Consider the following 16793-nt stretch of genomic DNA (forward strand, 5'->3'; position numbering starts at 1 on the left):
CACAAGCTCTCCAATGGTCCGGACGACAATGCCACCCTGCACGCCTGTCCGCAAGTTCAGCCGGTCAGCCCGCGCCCCCTGAGCAGCGCCTCGACCTCCGGCAACTGCCCCCGGAACGCCACATACAGCGCCTCGGCATCCGCCGATCCGCCGCGCGACAGGATGTGATCCTCCAGCGCGCGGGCGCGCGCCGGATCGAACGCACCGCCCGCCTCCTCGAACGACGCAAACGCGTCGGCATCCATCACCTCGGACCACATGTAGCTGTAATAGCCGGAGCTATAGCCGTCACCGGCGAACACATGCGCAAATTGCGGCGTCGCATGGCGCATCGTGATCGCCTCCGGCATGCCGATCTCCGCCAGCACCTCGGCCTGCCGCATCATCGGATCGGCCGGCGGCGCGCCATCGTGAAAGGCCAGATCGACCAGCGCCGACGCGACGTATTCCACGGTCTGAAACCCCATATCAAAGGTGGCAGCATCCAAAACCTTTTGCAGCAGCGCCTGCGGCATCGGCGCGCCCGTCTCGGCATGGGTCGCAAATTCGCGCAGTACCTCGGGCACCTCCAGCCAATGCTCGAACAGCTGGCTGGGCAGTTCCACGAAATCGCGCGCCACCGATGTTCCGCTGACCGATTCGTATGTCACATCGGATAGCATTTGATGCAGCGCATGACCGAATTCATGGAACAGCGTGCGCGCGTCATCATAGCTCAGCAGCGCGGGATCGCCCTTGGCAAAGTTGCACACGTTGATAACGACCGGCCCCTGTTTCTCAGGGAACTTCGCCTGCCCGCGCATCGCGCTGCACCATGCGCCGGACCGTTTTGAGGCGCGCGCAAAGTAATCGCCGATGAACACCGCCACATGCTGGCCACCGCGCGTCACCTCCCAAGCGCGGCAATCAGCATGATACAGCGGGATCTGCACCGGCGTGAATTGCAGACCGAACAGGCGGTTCGCGCAGGCGAACGCCGCCTCGATCATGCGGTCCAGTTGCAGGTAGGGTTTCAGTTCGGACTCGTCCAAATCATGCTCGGCCTGCCTGCGTTTTTCAGCGTAATAACGCCAGTCCCACGGCGCCAGATCGGCGTTGATACCGTCCTTGCGCATCATATCGGTCAGCAATCTGGCATCGCGATCCGCCTTCGCCTTGGCCGGGGCCCAGACCTGCATCAACAGATCGCGCACCGCGTCCGGCGTCTTGGCCATTTCCGTTTCCAGCTTGAAATCAGCAAAGCTGTCATAGCCAAGAAGCTGCGCGCGCTCGTGTCGCAAGGCCAGCGTTTCGGCGGCGATGGCACGGTTATCCGTGTCGCCGCCATTCGCGCCGCGCGCGGTCCATGCGTCTAAGGCCGATTTGCGCAGATCGCGGCGCGGCGAGAACTGCAAGAACGGCACGATCAGCGAGCGCGACAGCGTGATGACAGGCCCGTCCAGCCCCTGCTCGGCCCCCGCCGCGCGGGCGCTGCGGATCACGAATTCCGGCAGCCCTTCCAGATCCTCCTCGGCCAGCTCCATATGCCAGCCCGCCTCATCGGCCAGCAGGTTTTGCGTGAACGCGGTGCCCAGCTCCGCCAGTCGCGCCATGATCGCCTGCAACCGCGCCTCCTGCGCGCCGCTCAGCGCGGCGCCATGGCGCACAAAACTGCGATGGGTCAGCATCAAGACGCGCGCCTGCTCCTCGCTCAGAACCAAATCATCGCGCTGTTGCCACAGCGCCTCGATCCGCGCAAACAGCGGTTTTTGCGCGTAAATCCACGAAGAATATGCCGCCAGTTTTGGCGCAAAATCGCGTTGCAGCGCCTGTCGCGCCGGATTGCTGTCGGCGCCCGCAACGGTGAAAAAGACGGACACAACACGGTCCAGCGCCTTGCCCGATGCCTCCAGCGCCTCAACCGTGTTCGCAAATGTCGGCTCTGCGGGATCCTTGGCGATTGCCATGATTTCGGCGCGGGCCAGCGTCAGCGCCGTTTCCAGCGCGGGGGCAAAATCGTCGTCCGTGATGCGATCAAATGGCGCAATGTCAAAGGGTGTGTTCCAGTCGCCCAGCAGCGGATTGGTCATGTGGCCTCCTTGGTGCCGCAGACGGCGCAATCCGCGCGGCGTTTGATCTGAATGCGGCGTGCATCCGCATATAGTGCGTCATATATCAACAGCGTGCCGCGCAAGGGTGTGCCGGCGCCGGTGATCACCTTGATCGCCTCTCCGGCCATCATCGCGCCTATGACGCCGGGCAGCGGTCCCATTACGCCCGCCTCGGCGCAGGACGGCGCCAGCCCGGCTGCCGGAATGTCGGGAAAGATGCAGGCATAGCAGGGCGCGCCATTTGCCGGATCAAACACGCTCAACTGGCCTTCCCACTGGGCCAGCGCCCCCGAAATCAGCGGCTTGCCGGTCGCGACAGCCGTGCGGTTGACCAGATGGCGGGTCGCGAAATTGTCGGTGCCGTCAAGGATCATGTCATATTCGGCAAACAGATCCGCCGCGATATCATCGGTCAGCCGGCGCGCATAGGGGCGCATCTGAACATGCGGGTTCAGCGCCCGCACGGCGGCGGCGGCGGAATGCACCTTGGGCGTGCCGATATCCGCGTCGCGGTGAATGACCTGCCGCTGAAGGTTCGACAAATCCACCTCGTCGTCGTCGATCACACCGATCGTGCCGACGCCCGCAGCGGCCAGATAGCTCATCACCGGCGATCCCAGACCGCCGGCGCCGATCACCAGAACGCTGGCGCCTTTCAGCGCCCTCTGGCCGGGCCCGCCGACCTCGCGCAGGATGATGTGACGCGCGTAACGCTCCAGCTCGGCATCCGAAAATGCACGGCTGCTCTGCTCTTTGGGCGCCTCGCCCGCCACCGCGCGCGCCCGAACCCGGCGCAGCCCGGCGCGATACAGCAACACAACCGCCGCAAAGCCGCCCAGCAACAGCCAGGGCGCGGCACTGCCCCCCGTCGCCAGGCGCAGCGGCGCGGTCTGGGGCAATACCAGATGCAACAACACGACACCGGCCCACAAAAAGCCGATCATAGACAGCCACAGCCGTCGCGGCGCGCCCAAGACCGCACCCAGCGCCCAAAGCGCACCCGCCAGAATGAAAACCAACAGCATCAGCGCACCCCCGTCGAGCCAAATCCGCCAGCGCCGCGCGCCGTATCCTCCAGCGTGTCAGTCAGCGCAAACCCGGACCTCACAACCGGCGCGACAACCATCTGCGCAATCCGCGCGCCGTGCATGACCTCAAAAGGCGCGTCGCCCAGATTGATCAGGATCACCCCCAGCGGTCCGCGATAGTCGCTGTCGATTGTCCCCGGCGCATTCGCCAGCGTCACCCCATGGCGCAGCGCCAGCCCCGACCGGGGGCGCAGCTGCACCTCATACCCATCCGGTATCGCCAGCCGCAGCCCGGTCGGCACCAGCGCGCGCGCGCCCGGCGCCAGCACGATCGCGGAACGCCCCGGAAAATTCGCGCGCAGATCCGCCCCGGCGGCGCCGCTGCTGGCATAGGCGGGCAGGCCCAGATCGCGGTCGGCGCCCTCGTCCCAGCATAGCGTTACCGTCACCATCGGGCTGCCCTTTCGTCTTTCTGAAAACACTCGAAATCCACGGCGCACCCAACGCGCCGGGAGGTCAGATCATAGCGCCCCGGCGGCCAATGTCACATCGGCACCAGCGCCCAGTAATCCAGATCCAGCAACACATCCGGCAGATACTTGCCATGCGCATCCTTCAATTCGCCCGCTTTGCCTCCCTTGGTCGCCACCAGCCGCAGGCGCAGCGCGCCGACGCCCGGTGCGGCCGTCTCGGCACGGTCCAGCACTTCGCTCCAGGCGCGGACAGTATCGCCCGCGTGGCACGGGTTGGCATGGGCGCCGCCATTCAGCCCGGCGATGATCTGCGCATTCGCCAGCCCGTTGAAGCTGAGCGCGCGCGCCATCGAAATCACATGCCCGCCATAGATCAGGCGCCCGCCCTCGCGCGCCTCGCGGTCGAAATGCACCTTGGCGGTGTTTTGCCACAGGCGGGTGGCCAGCATATGCTCGGCCTCCTCGATGGTGACGCCGTCGACATGGTCGATCACCTCGCCCACCGCGTAATCGCCCCAGCGATGCGGCTCCCCGGCCAGCGTGAAGTCGTAGTTCATAAAATTCAGGCCCTCGGGGATCACCAGCTGGTCGGCGCTCAGGGCGGGCGCAAGATCAGGGATCACCGTTTCAGGCGCCGCTGCGTCCGGGTCACGCTTTTTCACCATAACCCAGCGCACATAATCCAGAACCGCCGTATCATGCTGGTTGAACCCCTTGGTGCGCACCCAGACAACGCCGGATTTGCCGTTGGAATTCTGTTTCAGACCGATCACTTCGGACACCGATCGCAGCGTATCACCCGGTACAACCGGCAACAGCCAGCGCCCCTCGGCATATCCCAGATTGGCCAGCGCGTTCAGCGAAATGTCCGGCACCGTCTTGCCGAACACCACATGAAACGCCGCCAGATCATCGAGCGGCGCCGCATCCAGCCCGCAAGAGCGCGCGAATGCATCCGACGAATACAGCGCATGACGCGCAGGATAGAGCGCGTGGTAAAGCGCCCGCTCGCCCCCCGAAACGGTGCGCGGCACGGCGTGATGGATTACCTGACCGATGCTGTAATCCTCGAAAAAGCGGCCCGGATTGGTCTTGGTCTGGGTCATGTCACTGCGCGCCCAGCTTGGTGTCCGGCGTATAGACACCCGGCGCATCCTTGGTCACGGCCTGCCCGCAGCGCATCACGCCGTTGGCCGCATCGAACGCCTGCGTGGGGCTTCCGTACAGCTCCCAGCCCTTGTTCAGCGCATCTGTCACCTTGTGGCAAAATTCAGACGTGTCATCGGCACTCAAAAAACGGTACAGTTTCATAGCGTCCTCATCCAAAAACGGGGTAGCCCAGCGCGTAATGCACCGCGGCGATCACAGCATAAAGCACCACACTGGCCACCACGGCAATCACCTCCTTGCGGCGCGGCGCGGGGGGTGGCGGGGTCCAGTTCGGCTGCGCGCGATTGATCACCACCATCTCGGCCACGGCCCAGGCCAACAGCCCGCCGAACAGGATCAGCGACGCGACATCGCCGTTCACCAGCAAATGCGCCAGCGCCCACACCTTGACCCCTGCCAGCATGGGATGGCGCATCTTGCGCGCAAGGGCTGTTTTCATACCCGCAGCGGCAAAGAGGTAAATCGACAGCAACATCAGCAGGTTGTTGATGCCCACGGTCGCCGGGTGCCGCCCCCAGAAAAACGCGCCGTCCGACATGCGGTAGCCGATTACCATCAGGATCACGCCGCCCAGCAGGACCAGCGTGATCGGCCCGCGCCCGCGCGCCCCCATCGAGGCCCGCGTATCCGGCGCCGCGCGTTTGAAAAAATGCCCGGCCACCCACAGCGCAAGGCCCAGAACAAGGATCGCAATACCCATCATGTCGTCTCCATTTCGGCGAGCACCTGCGCCTTGGCCAGTATCCTGCGGGCGCCGACGACGTGCAGGTTTTCCACGATTGTGCCGTCCACCACGGCGACCCCCTCGCCCGAGGCCTGACTGGCCTCATGCGCCGCGATCTGGCGGCGGGCAAGGTCAATTTCGGACGCGGTCGGCGCAAAGGCGCGGTTGGCGCCCTCGATCTGCGCAGGGTGGATCAGCGTCTTGCCGTCGAATCCCAGATCGCGGCCCTGCTCGCATTCGGCCATCAATCCCTCGCCGTCGCGGAACCGGTTATAGACGCCGTCAATGGCGACAACCCGCGCCGCTCGCGCGGCCATGATGATGGTTTGCAGCGCCATCATCAACGGCATGCGGTCGGTGCGCATCCGGCTGCCCAGATCCTTGGTCAGATCGTTGGTGCCTGTCACCAAACCCCGAACGCAGCCATGCGCGGCAATATCGCGCGCGTTGAACACGCTGACGGGCGTTTCCATCATCACCCAGATCGGCATCGTATCGGGCAGAAGATCGACCAGATTGTCGATATCCGAGCGGGTGTTGACCTTTGGCAGCAGGATCGCGTCGGCGCCTGCGTCTTTGAGCGCGCGCACATCCTCCAGTCCCCATTCGGTCGTCAATGCGTTGATGCGCACGATCTTGGCCCGGTGGCCATAGCCATCGTCGGTCAGCGCCTGCGCCAATGTGCGGCGTGCGTCGGCCTTGGCATCGGGGGCAACCGCATCCTCCAGATCAAAGATGATCGCATCGCACGGCAGATCGCGCGCCTTTTGCAATGCGCGCTCTTTCGAGGCCGGAATATATAGGACCGACCGGTACGGGCGGGTGGCAGAGTCCATGGCTCTCTCCTGCTCAGGCTGGCAATAATATGTCGCAGGGATGCCATTTTCACAGCTTATCATTCAAGGCTTTTCTCGCCGCAGCGCAGAATAGACGGGCCTCAGCTGCGCCCACCCGCATTTCGCCGCAGTGCAGAACCCTTGCGCGCGGGGCCAAATAGGACTACGCAAACGGCGGAAATTCTTTGCCAACCCGGAGGTATTCACCCATGGCCAGACCCAAGATTGCCCTGATCGGCGCCGGACAAATCGGCGGCACGCTCGCCCATCTCGCCGCCATCAAGGAGCTGGGCGATATAGTCCTGTTCGACATCTCCGAAGGCACGCCCGAAGGCAAGGCGCTGGACCTGGCCGAATCCGGCCCGTCCGCCGGATTTGATGCCACGCTGAAAGGCACGCAGTCCTACGCCGACATCGCGGGCGCCGATGTGTGCATCGTCACCGCCGGCGTGCCGCGCAAACCGGGAATGAGCCGCGATGACCTGCTGGGCATCAACCTGAAAGTGATGAAATCGGTCGGCGAAGGCATCGCCAAGCATGCGCCCGAGGCGTTCGTGATCTGCATCACCAACCCGCTGGATGCCATGGTCTGGGCCTTGCGCGAATTTTCGGGCCTGCCGCATGAAAAGGTCTGCGGCATGGCCGGTGTTCTGGATTCGGCGCGCTTCCGCCATTTCCTGAGCCTGGAATTCGGCGTGTCGATGCGTGACGTCAGCGCCTTTGTGCTGGGCGGGCATGGCGATACGATGGTGCCGCTGGTGCGCTATTCCACCGTGGCCGGTATCCCCCTGCCCGACCTGATCGACATGGGCTGGACCACGCAGGAAAAACTGGACGCGATCGTGCAGCGCACCCGCGACGGCGGCGCCGAAATCGTCGGTCTGCTGAAAACCGGCAGCGCCTTCTACGCGCCCGCAACCAGCGCCATCGAAATGGCCGAGGCATATCTGAAGGACCAAAAGCGCGTCCTGCCCTGCGCCGCGCATGTTGACGGCGCCTACGGCCTGAACGGTTTTTACGTCGGCGTGCCGACGGTGATCGGCGCAGGCGGCATCGAAAAGGTCATCGAGATCAAGATGAACAAGGACGAACAGGCGATGTTCGACAAATCGGTCAGCGCCGTCAAAGGTCTGGTCGAGGCATGCAAGGGCATCGACAGTTCGCTGGCCTGAACTGGCGCATTTCGAGACATATCAAAGGCCCCGGCACATCGTCCGGGGCCTTTTCCGTTTCAGCTATGGCAGTCCTTTGGTCCGCTCCGGCAATCGCCTGCGCAGCTCCGCATCGAACGCGTCGACGCTGAAATCCGGCACCTCGCCCAGCACGCGGCGCAGCACCGGCACCGGGTCGAACGGCACCTCGTACAGCAATCCGAACGCGCGCAGACGCGCCTGCGCGGCGGGGCTGACCACCTTCAGTTCATCATGCAGTGCCGCGTGCCCGCCCGGCACCGCGCCCGCCTCTGCGGCCAGATCAATCTGCGCCTGCCGGTGCGCCGCAACGCTGAAATCGGCCGGGTCGTATTCGGTATAGCGCCGCAGTTTGGTCAGCCATTGCAGCTGCGTCAGCCCGTCAAAATGCAGCAGCCGCGCGGCGGTGCTGCGAAACCGTTCGGCCCGGCGGCGGCCCGTGCCGCGAAATGCCCAGTGAATGCCCAGCCGGAAATCGCCGTCCACCGGCACGGCGCATTTGCCTGCCGAATGGCCCAGCACGCCGAAATCCAGACAGTCTACATGATCGCCATAGATCACCCGGTCATTATCAATCCCGTCCCCCCGTCGGATCTGCGAACGGGTGCAGGTGCGAAACACGCCTTCCCAGATCGACGCCTGCGGGCCGGTCAGATACAGCCGCTCGGCCACCGGGAAATACAGCTCGCACTCCAATTCGCGCACGGCGGCCATTTCCGCGCCCAGCGGGCGATCATGCGGGCTGTCCTGCACCAGAAATTCATCCGCATCCAGATGCACCAGCCAGTCCACGCTGCACTGCTTCAACGCATCATTCGCGTTCAGCGCCTGCCGCCGCCGATGGGTGGGCGGGCGCCGCCCCGAGGGCGCAACCCGCCGCCAATGCGCATCGTCGCACGCCACCGCGCGCACGCCGGGGATTGCCGCCAGTCGCGGCAGAACCGCATCATACGGATCGTCCAGATACACATGCACCTCCGCCGCGCCGGTGCCGATATGCCAGCCCACATTGGCCAGCAGAAGCTGAGCAGGCTCATGCGCGGTCAGCACAGCGCCCCAGCTTGCACGCGGTGGCGGATCATCAGGCATGGCACACTCCTGCGGAATTGCATCAGGTTCCGGCACAGTAAAGCGGCCATGATTCCCCGCAATCAAAAAGCGGGCAGATGTTTGTGATCACACGCCCGAAGCCTGTGATCACAAACCCGTAAAATTTGCCTCTTAAGCGCCGGAAACAGCAAATAACCGTTTATTCCCTGTAAAGCGTTATATGTATACCTGAACAGAACATAGAAAAACGGGACAGTTTGCATGAACATTCATGAATATCAGGCCAAGGCGCTGCTGCGCTCTTACGGGGCGCCCGTGTCGGATGGCCGCGTCGTTCTGCGCGCCGAAGAGGCGAAAACAGCTGCCGGCGAAATGGACGGGCCGCTCTGGGTGGTCAAGGCGCAGATCCACGCCGGCGGCCGCGGCAAGGGCACGTTCAAGGAGGCCGGCGCAGGCGAGGCCGGCGGCGTGCGCCTGACCAAATCCGTTGAAGAAGCCGCAAACGAGGCCAAGCGCATGCTGGGCCGTACCCTTGTGACCAAACAGACCGGCCCGGCGGGCAAGCAGGTCAACCGCATCTACATCGAAGACGGCGCCGGCATCACCAGCGAATTCTACCTTGCCCTGCTGGTGGATCGCCAGACCAGCCGCGTCAGCTTTGTCGCCTCGACCGAGGGCGGCATGGACATCGAGGAAGTGGCCGAGAATACGCCGGACAAGATCCTGAGTTTCTCGGTCGATCCCGCCACCGGTTATCAGCCCTATCATGGCCGCCGCATCGCGTTCAGCCTCGGGCTGGAAGGCGGGCAGGTCAAGCAATGCGTCGCGTTGATGGGCACGCTCTATAAAATGTTCCTCGACAAGGACATGGAGATGCTGGAAATCAACCCGCTGATCGTGACCGACAAGGGCGATCTGCGCTGCCTTGACGCCAAGATGAGCTTTGATGGCAACGCCATGTACCGCCACAGCGACATCGCCGAACTGCGCGACACGACCGAAGAGGATGCCAAGGAGCTGGAGGCATCGAAATACGACCTCAACTACATCGCGCTGGACGGCGAAATCGGCTGCATGGTCAATGGCGCGGGCCTTGCCATGGCGACGATGGACATCATCAAGCTTTATGGCGCGGAGCCTGCCAACTTCCTCGACGTGGGCGGCGGCGCGACCAAGGAAAAGGTGACCGAAGCGTTCAAGATCATCACCTCCGACCCGCAGGTGAAGGGCATTCTGGTCAACATCTTCGGCGGCATCATGCGCTGTGACGTGATCGCCGATGGCGTTGTGGCCGCAGTCAAGGAGGTCGGCCTGAAAGTGCCGCTGGTCGTGCGTCTGGAAGGCACGAATGTCGAGCAGGGCAAGGAGATCATCAACAATTCCGGCCTGGACGTGATCGCTGCCGATGACCTGAAAGATGGCGCGCAGAAGATCGTTAAAGCGGTCAAAGGTTGAGTTTCTGGCGGGCCGCAGCGCTCGCCTTTTCAAATAACGCAGGCATCTGCCTGCCCCGAAGAAGGAGCCACCAATGGCAATCCTCGTCGACGAAAATACACGTGTCATCTGCCAGGGCCTGACCGGCAGCCAAGGGACATTCCACACCGAACAGGCCATTGCTTACGGCACGAAAATGGTCGGCGGCGTGACGCCCGGCAAGGGCGGGCAGACGCATCTGGACCTGCCGGTTTACAACTCGGTCCATGAGGCGCGGGCTGAAACGAAGGCGAATGCATCCGTGATCTACGTCCCGCCCCCCTTCGCCGCAGACTCCATCCTTGAGGCGATCGATGCCGAGATGGAGCTGATCGTGTGCATCACCGAAGGCATCCCCGTGCTGGACATGATGCGCGTCAAGCGCGCGCTGCAAGGGTCAAAATCCACGCTGATCGGCCCCAACTGCCCCGGCGTCATCACGCCCGACGCGTGCAAGATCGGCATTATGCCCGGTCATATCCACCAGCGCGGATCGTGCGGGGTTGTCAGCCGCTCGGGCACGCTTACCTACGAGGCGGTCAAGCAGACCACCGATGTCGGGCTGGGCCAATCCACTTGCGTCGGCATCGGCGGCGATCCGATCAAGGGGACCGAACATATCGACGTGCTGGAATGGTTCCTGGCCGATGACGAAACGCAGTCGATCATCATGATCGGCGAAATCGGCGGCTCCGCCGAAGAAGAAGCCGCGCAGTTCCTCGCCGATGAGAAAAAGCGCGGCCGCTGGAAGCCGACAGCGGGGTTCATCGCCGGACGCACTGCCCCTCCGGGCCGCCGCATGGGCCATGCCGGCGCCATCGTCGCCGGTGGCAAGGGCGGCGCGGATGACAAGATCGAAGCGATGCGCAGCGCCGGCATCGTCGTCGCCGAAAGCCCGGCAGGTCTGGGCGAAGCCGTGCTGGAGGCGATCGGGTAATCGCCCCCGGCCACATCTGACGGGGCGGGCATCCCTGCCCGCCCCGATCCGCCCATCTGCCCCACTTCGTCTGAGGTAACTCCATGACCGACCAATCTTCCAACGATCAGTTTCACGCCTCCAGCTTCATGCAGGGCCATAACGCCGAGTATCTTGAACAGCTCTATGCGCGCTATGCCAGCGATCCGAACGCGGTTGACGCGGCCTGGAAGGCATTCTTTGACGAACTGGGCGACGATACCGCCGATGTCACCGCCGAGGCGGCCGGGCCCTCGTGGGCGCGCGCCGATTGGCCCCCGATGCCCAAGGATGACCTGACCGCCGCGCTGACCGGCGAATACCCCGCCGAGCCTGAGGCCGCCGAGGTGGGCAAGAAGCTGACCGAGAAGGCCCGCGAAAAGGGCGTCGAAGTCAGCGACGAGGCGATCCAGCGCGCCGTTCTGGATTCGGTTCGCGCGCTGATGCTGATCCGCGCCTATCGCATCCGCGGTCACCTGATTGCCGACCTTGATCCGCTGGGCCTGCGCGAGCAGCCTTTCCGCCCCGAGCTGGACCCCGAAAGCTATGGCTTTACCAGCAGCGACATGAACCGCCCGATTTTCATCGACAACGTTCTGGGCCTGCAAATCGCGACGATACGCGAAATCCTGGGGATCGTGCGACGCACCTATTGCGGCACTTTTGCACTGCAATACATGCATATTTCGGACCCCGAACAGGCTGCATGGCTGAAGGAACGGATCGAAGGCTACGACAAGGAAATCAGCTTCACGCGTGAGGGGCGCAAGGCGATCCTGAACAAGATGGTCGAAGCCGAAGGTTTTGAAAAATACCTGCACGTCAAATACATGGGCACCAAACGCTTTGGCCTCGATGGTGGCGAATCGCTGATTCCGGCGATGGAGCAGGTAATCAAGCGCGGCGGGTCGCTGGGGGTCGAGGAAATCGTCATCGGCATGCCGCATCGGGGCCGCCTCTCCGTGCTGGCCAATGTCATGGGCAAGCCCTACCGCGCCATCTTCAACGAATTTCAGGGCGGCAGCTTCAAGCCCGAGGATGTGGATGGATCGGGCGACGTGAAATACCACCTTGGCGCCAGTTCCGACCGCGAATTTGACGGCAACAAGGTACACCTTTCACTGACCGCCAACCCCAGCCATCTGGAGGCGGTGAACCCCGTCGTTTTGGGCAAGGTGCGCGCCAAACAGGACCAGATCAACGATACGGACCGCACCAAGGTTCTGCCGGTTCTGCTGCACGGCGATGCGGCCTTTGCCGGTCAGGGCGTTGTGGCCGAATGCTTTGGCCTCTCGGGGCTGAAGGGGCACCGCACGGGCGGCACCATGCATATCGTGGTGAACAACCAGATCGGGTTTACCACCGCGCCGCATTTCAGCCGCTCCAGCCCCTACCCGACCGATATCGCGCTGATGGTCGAGGCGCCGATTTTCCACGTCAACGGCGACGATCCCGAGGCGGTGGTGCACGCCGCCCGCGTGGCAACCGAATTCCGCCAGAAATTCCACAAGGATGTCGTGCTGGACATCATTTGCTACCGCCGCTTTGGTCATAACGAGGGCGACGAGCCCATGTTTACCAACCCGGTGATGTACAAAAAGATCAAGCAGCAGAAAACAACGCTGACCCTTTACACCGAACGCCTGGTCAAGGACGGTCTGATCCCCGACGGCAAGGTCGAGGATATGAAAGAAAGCTTTCAATCCTTCCTTGCCGATGAATTCGAGGCCGGCACAAATTACAAACCGAACAAGGCCGACTGGCTGGACGGTAAGTGGGCACATCTGGACCGCAAGGAAGAAGATTACCAGCGCGGCCAGACCGCCATCAAGGAAGAGACGTTTCATCAGATCGGCACCGCGATCTGCACGGCGCCGGATGATTTCCCCATTCACAAAACGGTTCAGCGCATTCTGGACGCCAAGGCACAGATGTTCGAATCCGGCACCGGATTTGACTGGGCCACGGGCGAGGCGCTGGCCTTCGGCTCGCTTTTGACCGAGGGGTTCCCGGTGCGCCTGTCCGGTCAGGACAGCAGCCGCGGCACATTCAGCCAGCGCCATTCGGCCCTGATCAATCAGGATGACGAGGAACGCTACTACCCGCTCAACAACATCCGCGAGGGGCAGGCCCGCTACGAGGTCATCGATTCGATGCTGTCCGAATACGCGGTTCTGGGCTTCGAGTATGGCTATACCCTGGCCGAACCCAATGCGCTGACCCTTTGGGAGGCGCAGTTCGGCGATTTCGCCAATGGCGCGCAGATCATGTTCGATCAGTTCATCAGCTCGGGCGAATCCAAATGGCTGCGCATGTCCGGCCTGGTGTGCCTGCTGCCGCACGGCTACGAGGGGCAAGGCCCGGAACATTCCAGCGCCCGGCTGGAGCGGTTTTTGACCATGTGCGGGCAGGACAACTGGATCGTCGCCAACTGCACGACCCCGGCGAACTATTTCCACATCCTGCGCCGCCAGCTGCACCGCACCTATCGCAAGCCGCTGATCCTGATGACCCCCAAATCGCTGCTGCGCCACAAGCTGGCCGTCAGCCGCACCGAGGATTTTACCGTCGGATCCAGCTTTCACCGGGTGCTGTGGGACGACGCGCAATACGGCAACTCCGATACCAAACTGGTCCCCGACGATCAGATCAAACGCGTCGTCATGTGCTCCGGCAAGGTCTATTTCGACCTGCTGGAGGAACGTGACAAGCGCGGCATCGATGACATCTACCTGCTGCGCTATGAACAGTTCTATCCCTTTCCCGCGCAATCCTCGGTCAAGGAGCTGGAGCGGTTCAAGCATGCCGAAATGGTCTGGTGCCAGGAAGAGCCGAAAAATCAGGGCGCCTGGGCATTTATCGAGCCGAATATCGAGTGGGTTCTGACCCGGATCGAGGCAAAGCATACCCGCCCCGAATATGTCGGCCGCGCCGCCGCCGCATCGCCCGCCACCGGCCTTGCCAGCCAGCACAAAGCACAACAAGAGGCGCTGATTGACGACGCGCTGACGATCAAAGGAAACTAAGACATGAGCACCGAAGTCCGCGTTCCCACCCTGGGCGAATCCGTATCCGAGGCCACCGTCGCCACATGGTTCAAGAAACCCGGCGACAAGGTCGAGGCCGACGAAATGCTGTGCGAGCTTGAGACCGACAAGGTCACGGTCGAGGTCCCCAGCCCCACCGCCGGCACCATGGGCGACATCATCGCCGCCGAGGGTGAAACCGTCGGCGTCGATGCCCTGCTGGCCACCATCGAAGAAGGCTCGGGCGAGAAATCCGCACCCAAATCGGCGGACAAGCCGGGCGACAAATCGGCGGATAAATCGGGCGGCACATCGGATGACAAACAGGTGGCGGCATCATCGGGCGCTGGCGGCGGCTCGATCGACGTGATGGTGCCCACGCTGGGCGAATCCGTATCCGAGGCCACCGTCGCCACGTGGTTCAAAAAACCCGGTGACAAGGTCGAAGCCGACGAAATGCTGTGCGAGCTGGAAACCGACAAGGTATCGGTCGAGGTGCCAGCCCCCGGCGCCGGCACCTTGTCTGAAATCCTTGCCGATGAGGGGGAAACGGTTCAGGCGGGCGGCAAACTGGCCGTGCTGTCGACCAGCAGCGACGCAGCCGTTGCCCAGGCCACCGAAAAAGGACCGGCAGACGGCGCGCAATACCAGCAGCCCAAGCCCGGCGGCGACACCGCCAAGGATGTCGAGGATGCGCCTTCCGCCAAAAAGGCGATGGCCGAGGCCGGTCTTGACCGCGACAGCGTTACCGGCACAGGCCGCGATGGCCGCATCATGAAAGAAGACGTGGCCAAGGCCGCGAAGGGCGCCGCCCAATCCAAGGCACCCGACGCCCCCAAACCCGCCCCTGCCGCGCGCGCGCCCTCCCCGGCCAGCGATGCCGACCGGGAAGAGCGGGTCAAGATGACCCGCCTGCGCCAGACCATCGCCCGCCGCCTCAAGGACAGCCAGAACACTGCCGCGATGCTGACCACCTATAACGAGGTCGACATGACCGAGGTGATGGCCCTGCGCAGCGAATACAAAGACGAGTTCCAAAAGAAACACGGCGTCAAACTTGGCTTCATGTCCTTCTTTACCAAGGCCTGCGTTCACGCCCTGAACGAGGTGCCCGAGGTCAACGCCGAAATCGACGGCACCGACATCGTCTATAAAAACTTCGTCCATATGGGCATTGCCGCCGGCACGCCCACCGGCCTTGTCGTGCCGGTCATCCGCGACGCCCACGCAATGAGCTTTGCGCAGATCGAAAAATCCATCGGCGAAATGGGCGCCAAGGCGCGCGACGGCAAGCTGACCATGGACGAAATGCAGGGCGGCACGTTCACCATCTCCAACGGCGGCGTCTATGGCTCGCTGCTGTCCTCGCCCATCCTGAACCCGCCGCAATCGGGCATTCTGGGCATGCACAAGATCCAGGACCGCCCCATGGCGATCAAGGGCGAGGTGGTGATCCGCCCGATGATGTATCTGGCCCTCAGCTACGACCACCGCATCGTGGACGGCAAGGGCGCGGTGACATTCCTCGTCCGCGTGAAAGAGGCGCTGGAGGATCCGCGTCGGTTGTTGATGGATTTGTAGAAAATGACCCATTCGCAACTTGTGCAAAAGTTACGCGAAATGTTGAATGCGCATGGCGGGAAAGCCTATCCCGCCGTGCATCTCTTCGGTATCGCTCATGCCGAAGAGATGCAGGGCCACAGCATTCCGGTTCTGTGCGAGGACGTCGGCATCTCGAGAAACTACGCTCAGGAGTTTTCAAAGGGCAGGAAGCTCGCCCCCTTCGTTACGCTGACGTAGCGATGAACATGGCCTATCTCCGCGCCATTGCCGCCCGCCGCGCCTTTCGATTGCCCGGCTACCCCACCTTGGCGGATCTGGGTTTCGACGGCGCCTACGTCTCGCCCATCCAGATCGCCTGCGGCAGCCTTGCCGGCCCTCTGCTGATCTCCAAGGATTGGCTCGACGCGCCGTCGGCTCGTGCCCATCGGGCGCATCTGCAACAGCACGGTCACCTGCCAGATAACCCCTTCATCCGCGTGATAGACAAGATGCTCGCCCTGCTAAATCTCCAGCGGCGGGATATCTACATCACCCCCGTCTTTCACCTTCTTACGCCCAAACGCTCGTCGACAATTCCCGCCGCCCACGCCCGTGCCAGCTTTGATGCCATTGGCCGCCACGAACTGATGGGCCGGCGCCCTGTTGCTCTGGGCACTGACGCCGCGCAAACCCTCACCCATTTCGGCATCGACCATGTCACCGCCCCGCACCCCTCTGCCCGCATCGGCAGCTTTGACAAGCGCGCGGCACTCATCGCAAAAGCAGTGGAAACCGCATGACCCCCGAACTCACCGTTCTGACCTTCGCCGCGCTTCTCCAAGTTGTGCAATTTGTTCTTATGGCTGTTCCTGTCAATCTCGAACTGGGCACCGAAAAAACGATGTCCCCGCGTGACCCTGAGCAGATGGGCGGCACGCTGGCCGACCAGATCAGCCCAAAAACGGGCCGCCTCGTGCGCGCCCTGAACAACCATTTCGAGGGGCTGATCCTGTTCAACATCGCCTGCACGGTCATCGCCATCTCTGGTCAGTCTACGGCCCTCACGGCGACCTGCGCATGGATTTATCTACTGGCGCGGATCGCCTTCGTGCCCGCCTATTATTTCGGTCTGACGCCGTGGCGATCGGTCATCTGGGGCGTTGGTTTCGGCGCCACAACGCTCATGCTGCTTGCAGCCCTCTTTTAGGCGTTCATCGTTCTGAAAATACTCACCTC

At 63.0% G+C, this 16793-nt stretch carries 16 protein-coding genes; 8 read left to right on the plus strand and 8 right to left on the minus strand.

The window, feature by feature from the left end; all coding sequences use genetic code 11:
* Positions 1–56: 56 nt before the first annotated feature.
* From DQ230_RS13920 to DQ230_RS13950, 7 genes are all read right to left on the minus strand, one after another.
* Positions 57–2069, minus strand: a complete 2013-nt coding sequence (locus DQ230_RS13920) for a M3 family metallopeptidase (RefSeq protein WP_113913215.1) — start codon at positions 2067–2069, stop codon at positions 57–59.
* Complete coding sequence (locus tag DQ230_RS13925) at positions 2066–3115, minus strand: HesA/MoeB/ThiF family protein (protein ID WP_113913216.1); 1050 nt, start codon at positions 3113–3115, stop codon at positions 2066–2068. The genes DQ230_RS13920 and DQ230_RS13925 overlap by 4 nt, the downstream gene beginning before the upstream one ends.
* The gene (gene dut / locus DQ230_RS13930) at positions 3115–3570 is read right to left on the minus strand and encodes a dUTP diphosphatase (protein WP_113913217.1); all 456 of its coding nucleotides are present in this window, start codon (positions 3568–3570) and stop codon (positions 3115–3117) included. The genes DQ230_RS13925 and dut overlap by 1 nt, the downstream gene beginning before the upstream one ends.
* Before the next feature lie 92 nt (positions 3571–3662).
* Positions 3663–4697, minus strand: coding sequence for a MaoC family dehydratase (locus tag DQ230_RS13935; RefSeq protein WP_113913218.1), 1035 nt, complete (start codon positions 4695–4697; stop codon positions 3663–3665).
* 1 nt (position 4698) lies between these two features.
* The gene (locus DQ230_RS13940; protein ID WP_113913219.1) at positions 4699–4902 is read right to left on the minus strand and encodes a DUF1737 domain-containing protein; all 204 of its coding nucleotides are present in this window, start codon (positions 4900–4902) and stop codon (positions 4699–4701) included.
* 7 nt (positions 4903–4909) lie between these two features.
* Positions 4910–5455 carry an NnrU family protein gene (locus tag DQ230_RS13945; protein ID WP_113913249.1) on the minus strand — a complete coding sequence of 182 codons (546 nt, stop codon included), beginning with the start codon at positions 5453–5455 and terminating at the stop codon, positions 4910–4912.
* 5 nt (positions 5456–5460) lie between these two features.
* Positions 5461–6321 carry an HpcH/HpaI aldolase/citrate lyase family protein gene (locus DQ230_RS13950; protein ID WP_113913220.1) on the minus strand — a complete coding sequence of 287 codons (861 nt, stop codon included), beginning with the start codon at positions 6319–6321 and terminating at the stop codon, positions 5461–5463.
* A gap of 209 nt (positions 6322–6530) precedes the next feature.
* On the opposite strand from DQ230_RS13950, the gene mdh reads away from it, so the two are divergent.
* Positions 6531–7493 (plus strand): malate dehydrogenase, encoded by a 963-nt coding sequence (mdh, locus tag DQ230_RS13955; RefSeq protein WP_113913221.1) that lies wholly within the window; start codon positions 6531–6533, stop codon positions 7491–7493.
* A 63-nt stretch (positions 7494–7556) separates the two neighbouring features.
* Here the strand turns inward: mdh and DQ230_RS13960 are convergent, their stop codons facing one another.
* Entirely contained in the window at positions 7557–8600 is a 1044-nt protein-coding gene (locus DQ230_RS13960; RefSeq protein WP_113913222.1) for a glycosyltransferase family 2 protein, read from the minus strand.
* Positions 8601–8822: 222 nt separating this feature from the next.
* Between DQ230_RS13960 and sucC the strand changes: the two genes are divergently transcribed.
* The 7 genes from sucC to DQ230_RS13995 all read left to right on the plus strand — a co-directional run bounded on the left by sucC (position 8823) and on the right by DQ230_RS13995 (position 16764).
* On the plus strand, positions 8823–10016 hold the full coding sequence (sucC, locus tag DQ230_RS13965; protein WP_113913223.1) for an ADP-forming succinate--CoA ligase subunit beta: 1194 nt from the start codon (positions 8823–8825) through the stop codon (positions 10014–10016).
* 73 nt (positions 10017–10089) lie between these two features.
* Positions 10090–10971, plus strand: coding sequence for a succinate--CoA ligase subunit alpha (gene sucD, locus DQ230_RS13970; protein ID WP_113913224.1), 882 nt, complete (start codon positions 10090–10092; stop codon positions 10969–10971).
* An 83-nt stretch (positions 10972–11054) separates the two neighbouring features.
* Positions 11055–14015 (plus strand): 2-oxoglutarate dehydrogenase E1 component, encoded by a 2961-nt coding sequence (locus DQ230_RS13975; protein WP_113913225.1) that lies wholly within the window; start codon positions 11055–11057, stop codon positions 14013–14015.
* Between the two features lie 3 nt (positions 14016–14018).
* Positions 14019–15596, plus strand: coding sequence for a 2-oxoglutarate dehydrogenase complex dihydrolipoyllysine-residue succinyltransferase (gene odhB / locus DQ230_RS13980; protein ID WP_113913226.1), 1578 nt, complete (start codon positions 14019–14021; stop codon positions 15594–15596).
* Positions 15597–15599: 3 nt separating this feature from the next.
* Positions 15600–15815 (plus strand): HTH-like domain-containing protein, encoded by a 216-nt coding sequence (locus DQ230_RS13985; protein WP_162497449.1) that lies wholly within the window; start codon positions 15600–15602, stop codon positions 15813–15815.
* A gap of 2 nt (positions 15816–15817) precedes the next feature.
* On the plus strand, positions 15818–16357 hold the full coding sequence (locus DQ230_RS13990; RefSeq protein WP_113913228.1) for a uracil-DNA glycosylase family protein: 540 nt from the start codon (positions 15818–15820) through the stop codon (positions 16355–16357).
* Positions 16354–16764, plus strand: coding sequence for an MAPEG family protein (locus DQ230_RS13995; RefSeq protein ID WP_113913229.1), 411 nt, complete (start codon positions 16354–16356; stop codon positions 16762–16764). The genes DQ230_RS13990 and DQ230_RS13995 overlap by 4 nt, the downstream gene beginning before the upstream one ends.
* The last annotated feature ends 29 nt before the right edge of the window (positions 16765–16793 follow it).

Origin of the sequence: Roseovarius dicentrarchi (genome assembly GCF_003316635.1) — a bacterium.
In the GTDB taxonomy this organism is placed as follows: Bacteria; Pseudomonadota; Alphaproteobacteria; order Rhodobacterales; family Rhodobacteraceae; genus Roseovarius; species Roseovarius dicentrarchi.